The sequence below is a fragment of the Nostoc sp. 'Peltigera membranacea cyanobiont' 232 genome (genome assembly GCF_002245985.1).
Classification (GTDB): domain Bacteria; phylum Cyanobacteriota; class Cyanobacteriia; order Cyanobacteriales; family Nostocaceae; genus Nostoc.
In genome coordinates, this window is record NZ_NOLK01000007.1 from 108,228 (window position 1) to 115,959 (window position 7,732).

Annotated in this window: 5 protein-coding genes; 1 reads left to right on the plus strand and 4 read right to left on the minus strand. The window is 40.7% G+C overall.

Going from position 1 to position 7,732, the window contains the following annotated elements:
- Positions 1–337: 337 nt before the first annotated feature.
- The gene (locus tag CDG79_RS04295) at positions 338–1,291 is read right to left on the minus strand and encodes a hypothetical protein (RefSeq protein WP_094341022.1); all 954 of its coding nucleotides are present in this window, start codon (positions 1,289–1,291) and stop codon (positions 338–340) included.
- Between the two features lie 144 nt (positions 1,292–1,435).
- Between CDG79_RS04295 and CDG79_RS04300 the strand changes: the two genes are divergently transcribed.
- Positions 1,436–2,116, plus strand: coding sequence for a hypothetical protein (locus tag CDG79_RS04300; RefSeq protein ID WP_094341023.1), 681 nt, complete (start codon positions 1,436–1,438; stop codon positions 2,114–2,116).
- Positions 2,117–2,147: 31 nt separating this feature from the next.
- Here the strand turns inward: CDG79_RS04300 and CDG79_RS04305 are convergent, their stop codons facing one another.
- From CDG79_RS04305 to glpK, 3 genes are all read right to left on the minus strand, one after another.
- A complete protein-coding gene (locus CDG79_RS04305; protein WP_094341029.1) occupies positions 2,148–3,986 on the minus strand; it encodes an alkaline phosphatase family protein in 1,839 nt (612 codons plus the stop codon).
- A 244-nt stretch (positions 3,987–4,230) separates the two neighbouring features.
- Complete coding sequence (gene argC, locus CDG79_RS04310; protein WP_094341030.1) at positions 4,231–5,223, minus strand: N-acetyl-gamma-glutamyl-phosphate reductase; 993 nt, start codon at positions 5,221–5,223, stop codon at positions 4,231–4,233.
- Positions 5,224–5,716: 493 nt separating this feature from the next.
- On the minus strand, positions 5,717–7,231 hold the full coding sequence (gene glpK / locus CDG79_RS04315; RefSeq protein ID WP_094341024.1) for a glycerol kinase GlpK: 1,515 nt from the start codon (positions 7,229–7,231) through the stop codon (positions 5,717–5,719).
- Between the last annotated feature and the right edge of the window lie 501 nt (positions 7,232–7,732).

Genomic DNA, 7,732 nt, shown 5'->3' on the forward strand with positions numbered 1-7,732 from the left:
GTGTTAGGATTTATATATTGACAAAATAGCCCAAAAGTGATTTGGCTGAAAAGAAGGAAATAAGAGGCTATTTGCTAATTAACTGCATAAGTTGCCGCCGTAGGCATCACTGCACCATCTTTTTTACCACAATTTGACAAGCGATCGCTATTGAGCATCTGTTTCTAGCAAAACTCCATAATCCGTTTGGTAGACACCTAAATGAAAAGTATTACAGCCAATTTGCATTGCTAATTATGATATTTTTGGAAGGGATACGATGACAATTTTCCTGCTTAAAAAACTTATTTATAGCTAATTACAGTAGTTGAATTTCATAAACTTCAAACTTTTGGAATTACTGGGTAGGTGGAAAGTACAATAGTCGCGCTCCATCAGTTTCTAGCTGTTTTTGCTGGGTGTAGGCACGGTAAACTAAAGGTTCTCTTCCTAAATGCCAGTAAGAAGGTGTACCACCTAATAATCGTCCTATGGCTCTCTCAAATGTGATTAAAAAACCACTAGGCATATCGCTAAAATCCTGCCATGTATATGCATTAGACCAAGCTCGAAATAATTGCTTCCCTCCTTTTTTGTTAAATAACTGATTTCTGTTCTGCCTAAACCTTACCTTCCACTTTTCCAACTTATCGAATGTCATTAGAGAAAAATAACGTTTAGTATAATCATCTAAAAACTGCTCTTGCCACTCCTCAAACCTTTTATCTTCCTCCTCTTTGAGTTCTTGCTCGGCTGTTTGCATCTGTTCTGGGACATTTAACAGGAAGAAGCGTTGAGGCGCTTTTTGCTCTAGTGATTGGATACGATCTACTAAGTTAATCTGCTCCTCAAAAAATTTACCTTCTTCTGAGTGTTCTTCATTAACTGAGCCAGAGATGAAAATGCCACCTTTGGCATCCGTTTCCATAAAAATACTACCTTCTTCGCCGTAACCTATATAAAAAGCATCGGTGCGAAGTTGTATTGCTAGTTCTGATAGTCGGGGTCGTTCGGCATCTTTTGCTCGACGGCATAGCAGCTCATCAGGAAAAGTTTTTACAATCGTCCATTCAAGCGCACCAACAAACACTCCAAAGGCCCATAGTTCGCTACTTAGCTTAGAGTTATAACGACGTAGTTTTTTAACATCGGTTTCAATTTCTTCTATGGATAGCTCGATACCATCTAGAGACAGGGGAGGCAAAGGGATACGACGACAGTCTTCTTGCTCAAAAATGTGGGTTACAGCCTGTTCTATTAAGTCTAGGTTATCTGAACGGATACAGTAACTGTAATTGGAATATCTACTCATCACAAACTTCTTAGCATCAAATTATTCTAATATATAATCCGTTGTGTAGCGCAAGTAGGAGTAGGGCTTGAGTCTCTTAAAGTACAGTATCTTTAAAGGAAATGATGGGTAAACTCAAATAGTCACATACCCTTCAAAATTTCTATGGGCACTTCTTACGGTTCTATTCACATTCGGTCAACCGACACCGAGCAAATAGCAGAGATTGTAAAAAACCTTGCTGCACAAGAAAAACAGAAGTTTTTAATTTCTCCATGTATTAACGGTTGGATTAGCGTCTATCCTTCAGGACTAGGGTATGATTCTAATATTGCTGCTGCGATCGCCCAGCAATTTCCTGGACATTTGCTCTATCTCACTCTTTATGATGACAATCTTTTCGATTACATCTATTATTTAGAGCATAAACTAGTTGATGAATATAGTTCAAACCCAGACTATTTTGAGACTGTATCCAGAGAAGAAAAAGCAAGATTACGGGGAAAACCTGAAGTATTTGCCGATTTGCTAACTGAACTACCAAATAATCAAACAACTATTGAAGAGATTACTAAAGTTTTGACAGTTCTCTCTAAAGAGGAACGTGAAAAAATCTATCAAAAAAACCTAGAATTATTGCAACGCTTACAAGCACGTAAAAACGATGTTGATATTAGCAAGTTGCCTTATGATGAAGTGTTCCAAGGAGTAGGACAGTTTTCTGGTTTTGCTCAACTTTTCAACATCAGTAATGCTTCAACTTGCTATGAATACCTTCAGGATGAGGAAGATGAAGAAATTGAACGATGGGAAGAATTTATTCAGATTCCAAATCCATCAATTTAAATAGCATATATTTAAATATACCAATGACCTACTATTTTGCTAAACCGAGTGTCCGACCAGGAAAACCAGCAACGTCAAAATATCGAGTTGAGCCAACTGTTTGATACTTTAGGATCGTTTTTAATCCATTAGTACTTGGTTGAGATGTCAAAGTATTAGATTTAAAAGAAACTTTTTTGGCTCCTCTAACCAAAGATTCATCTAAAACACGACCTATAAGTTTTCCTTGATGGGGAATATTCAAATTTAAAATCTTAGCCAAGGTAATTGGTACATCAGCGTTACTCACTGGTACTCGGCCTACAAAAGCTTTCTTAAAGTCAGGGCCGATCGCAGCCATATAATTGTAAGTATCAGCACGGCTAAAAGAGCCATGCATTCCCTGTCCTTGCTGCAAAGAAGTGTCTGCAACTTCCACACCGCAAGCAGTTGGGTCGCCACAGCCAGTATCAAATGTCCGAAAGTTTACTGCGATCGCTGGGCTAGGAAGATGAGATTTACCATTAAGCGCGATCGCACTTAAGGGTAAAGTCCCTGGAATGGAACCTAATGTATCATTTACAAATAAACCACTCACATAATCTTCTTTTAAGAGGATATCTACAACTTGTTTAGCAAGTGCTTTGTTATTGGCACTATTAGGTAAATAAATCAAATCTGAACCACCATTAGCAGCTACTAATACATCAGGGTTATTGGGTTCTTTGCCAATCAAACCGTTTTTAGAAAACTGACCCTGAGTTGGATCGACAGCAGCATTTTGCTTATCTGGATCGAATAAAGGCAATCCTAAACCATGAGCGATATCAATAGCTAGAAAACCAGGTGGCAAAAATCCTTTCATAATATCTGGATAATCAAGTGTCTTTGAGTAGCTGGTTTTGCTCTCCTTGCTGATTGTAGAAAAACCGTGATCCGCCGTCACAAAAATATTTGTAGAAGCTTCTAAATTTAGCTGTTTGAGAACGGCACGGATTTGTCCGAGATTTTTATCAACATTTTGACGGGCTGCAAGTGAAGTCGGGCCATTAATCCCTGGAGTAAGAGTGTTTAAGCTATCACCTTGGTTATGCTGAGTTCCATCTGGATCGCGTGACCAATAAATTAAAGCAAAAGGTTTTTGCCGTTGTTTGAATAGAGGTAATAGCACTTTTGTGGTTATATCGGCAAAGTATTGTTGTTGAAATATATTAGCGACTTTCGTGCCTGGTGCTGTACTGTTGCCAGATTTGCCATTATCTCCTCGCGTCGGAGATTTTAAGGCAATATCATTTTTTGTTAATAGTTCAGCTATTTCAGAACTCAAAGGAATTCCCGTTTGGGAACCTGTGGCATCATCAATTATGATTGTAGATTTACCACTTCGTTGAGTAATATCTTGAATTAATACTGGCCCAATCTTTCCAACGGCGGCGGTACTAAATCCAGCTTCACGCGCGGCATCTAATAGACTTTCTTCGTTTAAATAATTGCCATCAAAGTGTTGGCTAATTTCCCCCAGAACAGCATTGTTTTCTAAGAAAGGAACGGGGCTATTATTAGCACTATTGACAGGAAAGCCAACATTAATTGTATTGCTGAAATCACCAGTATCACCGAGATAATGTCCAGTTGCGATCGCAGAAGCATTAGCGGTAGTAAAAGTAGGAAAGAGTGAATGGCTATTGACAAAACTTACACCCTGTTGGCGAATCTCATGAAGATTAGGAGTTTCTTGAGCATTAACTTTACTAGGTCGCAATCCATCTGTAATAAAAATTATTATATTGTGTTGAGGTTTTGTTTTAGCAAACCCTGAAACTGCCAATACTGTCACGAGTGTAACAGTAGCTATTATCAGAAAAGTCTTATATATCTTAGGTAAAACCATCCGATCACATCTCCAAATATAGATATTTCCGGCTTTTGGGGCTTTAGTATCTAATTGAACCATGCATCAAGCTTTATTGCGTGTTAACTGGAATACCAATTTTTTTATACCAGAATATATAAGGATGGGCAGAGGGGAAAGAACTTGGTATTTGAACTCTCCTCTGCTCCTCTGCTCAAGCGCAGGCTTAATCGAGATGTGGTGATAAATCCGGGTTCCCTATTCCCCATTCCCTAATGCTTTTTCATAACAATCCCAATTCTTCTGGAAAGCCCAGCATGATGTTTAGGTTTTGGATTGCGGCTCCTGATGCGCCTTTGCCTAAGTTGTCGAGACGAGCAACTAGCAAAGCTTCTTTGGTGGTGTCATTGGCGAATACAAAAACCTGAACAATATTGGTGCCGTTCATTGCGTAGGCGTAGCCCGTCGTAGACATCGCATCCAAAAATACTCCGTCTCGCAGCAGAGTAGAATCTTGGTATGGAGCAACCTGCACAAATTTTTCACCTTGGTAGTAATTAGCGATCGCTTCATAGATTACCTCACCTGATGGTGGATTATCCAAAGTTCCTAACAGCAAAGGAACTTGAACTAGCATCCCTTGCTCAAAATCTCCTACTGATGGTACGAACAGTGGCGGCGATGCTAACCCTGAATAATAATGCATTTCCTTGACGTGCTTATGTCCAAACTGCAAACCGTAGATGGCGTATGGATATAGTGAATCGCCCTCAGCTTGCTGTTCGTGGAATGTATGGTATTGGTTGATGAGATTCTTTCCGCCACCAGAGTAACCTGATACTGCATTAACAGTGATGGGAAAATTATTTTTTAAAAGTCCCTTAGCAATCAAAGGACGGATACAGGCTAAAAATCCTGTGGGATAACAGCCTGGATTGCTAACAAACTGGGCGCTGGCGATTTTCTCTCGCTGTCCTGGATTAATTTCAGGGAACCCATATACCCAGCCATTAGCTGTGCGATGGGCACTACTCGCATCAAGAATCTTAACCGTAGTACTACTTACTAAGCTAACAGCTTCACGGGCTGCATCATCAGGTAGGCAGAGAATAACAACATCGACGGCATTGATTAGTTTAGCTCGCTCACTTGCATCTCTACGTTTAGATGCCTCAATGCTAACTAACTCGATATCATCCCGTTGATTGAGACGTGAGTAAATTTGTAAGCCTGTGGTTCCTGATTCGCCATCAATAAAAATCTTAGGTTTAGTAATCATGCGGGAAGCATCCTTAGATGTCAGTAGTATTTTAAAACAGCTATAGGAATCCGGTTTGATTTCTGAAAAGATACGTAGGATGTTATCGCGGAGAGTACGGCACGAAACCCTTGATAGTGGTGCGTTACGAACTTCGTTCTAACACACCCTACATACCTAATTTTGTTCAAAAATCAAATAGGAGTCCTATATCAGTTATTAAAGTTTCAGATGGGAATTTACACCCCAAATCCAACTTACCACGCAATAGTTCTGGGAAACTCTGACTCGCAACTGTTTACTCTGCACCTTCTGAAGGAGCTTCAAACAGGGTTTAAATGTCTAACTCTAAAATTCAAAAAGACCTTCGTCATAACTTGACCGTCAATGTTGTTGAAAGTGCATTTTTTGGTTTGGGAGCAGGTTTTGCACGTGGGAGTGCGCGATCCACGTTATTTGGAACAAAATTCTAGTACCCATTCGGTTGAAGTTTTGCCTGAGCAGTAAGCATTTACTCCTCCCAAGCAAGAGTTCGTTTCACTGCTTTTTGCCAAGTACCAAAGTTGGACAATGGGTCATTGCTTTTTGGCTCAAACACACGCTCAATTTGCCGTTGCTGCACCAGTGCTTCATAGCTTTCCCAAAATCCTACAGCTAAACCTGCTGCAAATGCTGCACCCTGAACGGTCGTATCGCGCATTATCGGCCGTTCAACTGGAATACCTAATACATCAGCCTGGAACTGCATCAAAAAATTATTCTCACAAGCACCACCATCTACGGTTAATCGTCCAACTGGATTACTACTAGATTCATTAATTGCTTGCACTACCTCTAGAACTTGATAGGCGATCGCTTCCAACACGGCGCGTACTAGATGCTCTGGTTGGACGCTGGCGGTAATGCCGAAAAAGGCTCCCCTAGCACTCATATCCCAATAAGGTGCGCCTAGTCCACTAAATGCAGGCACAAAGTAGACTCCGCCATTATCTTTGACCTGATTTGCCATCGTTTCACTTTCAGCAGCAGTTTTAATCAGTTTGAGGCGATCGCGCAACCATTGGATACAAGCTCCACTAGTAAACATACTCCCTTCCAAGGCATAGCCTACATCTAATGCTCCGCTTGGATTTGCTTGTGTCCATGCCACCGTAGAAATAAGTTGATGGTGCGATCGCACAATTCGATCGCCTGTGTGAGCTACCAAAAAGCTGCCAGTACCGTAAGTGCATTTCATCAAACCGGGGCGATCGCAGCCATGACCAAATAAAGCTGCTTGTTGATCCCCCAAGATAGCTGTAATGGGAATTTCAGCGCCCAACAAAGTAGCATCAGTAACTCCAAATACTCCTAAACTAGGGTTAATCTGAGGCAAAATATCAGCCGGAATCTGAAACAGATCCAGTAATTTCTCATCCCACTCACAGCTTTTGAGATTCATTAACATTGTCCGGCTGGCGTTGCTGTGGTCGGTGGCATGGACTTTCCCGCCTGTGAGATTCCACAACACCCAGGTATCAATAGTGCCTGCTAAGACATTGTTCAGGTCAACATCTCTAACCTTGTCTAATAGCCACCTGAGTTTGGTAGCAGAAAAATAAGCATCAATGATTAATCCGGTGCGATCGTAAATTTCATCAGCATAGCCTTGCTCTTGTAACTGGTGACAAAGGGGAGCAGTGCGGCGATCTTGCCAGACGATGGCTCTATGGAGTGGTTTGCCAGTAGTTTTGTCCCAAATCAAGCAGGTTTCGCGCTGTACAGTTAGTCCCAATGCTGCGATCGCTGATGGAACAATCTGGGCATTTTTAATGGCGGTTTGCATCACCCAACACGTATCTTTCCAGATTTGTTGAGGATCGTGTTCTAACCATCCGGGCTGAGGATAATACTGAGTTAGTTCTTTATATGCCTGCCCAACAATCTTGCCGTCTGCGTTAAATACAAAGGCGCGGTTGCCTGTTGTACCTAAGTCCAGTGCTAAGATGTAGCCCCATGATGGAGTTGTGTTGCCAAGTGTGTGCATAGCTGCTTTAACATGCTGCGTAGGTGTAGCCCGCCGTAGGCATCGCGATTTTAGCAATCCGCATTAAATCAGATATACATTATTTTGTGTACATTTAGGTCATATTTCCTCACCAGAAATCTATCTGTAATTAATCGAAATCTTTCAAGATAATATGTTTTTTTAAGTCAAAACTGATAATACCTTCTTCTTGTAATTTGCCCATCAATCGTGTAATTGAAATTCTAATTACTGAATTTTGTTTGATAAATTAAAAAAATTCGTATAGAAAATCACGTAACAACTTAACAATTATCCGCCTCTTTAGTTAGAAGATAAATGAAGTAGTAAGCTGGTGTAATTTAACAATGCGTAACAGCTAATCAACGCGTAACATCATGTCTGGATAAATACTTGTCATTACGAACGCAGCGATAGCGAAGTGAAGTAATCGCAGAGTCCGCAGCGATTGCTTCGTTCCACTCCGTTTCACTCGCAATGACATATCGTAAGTGATTAAGC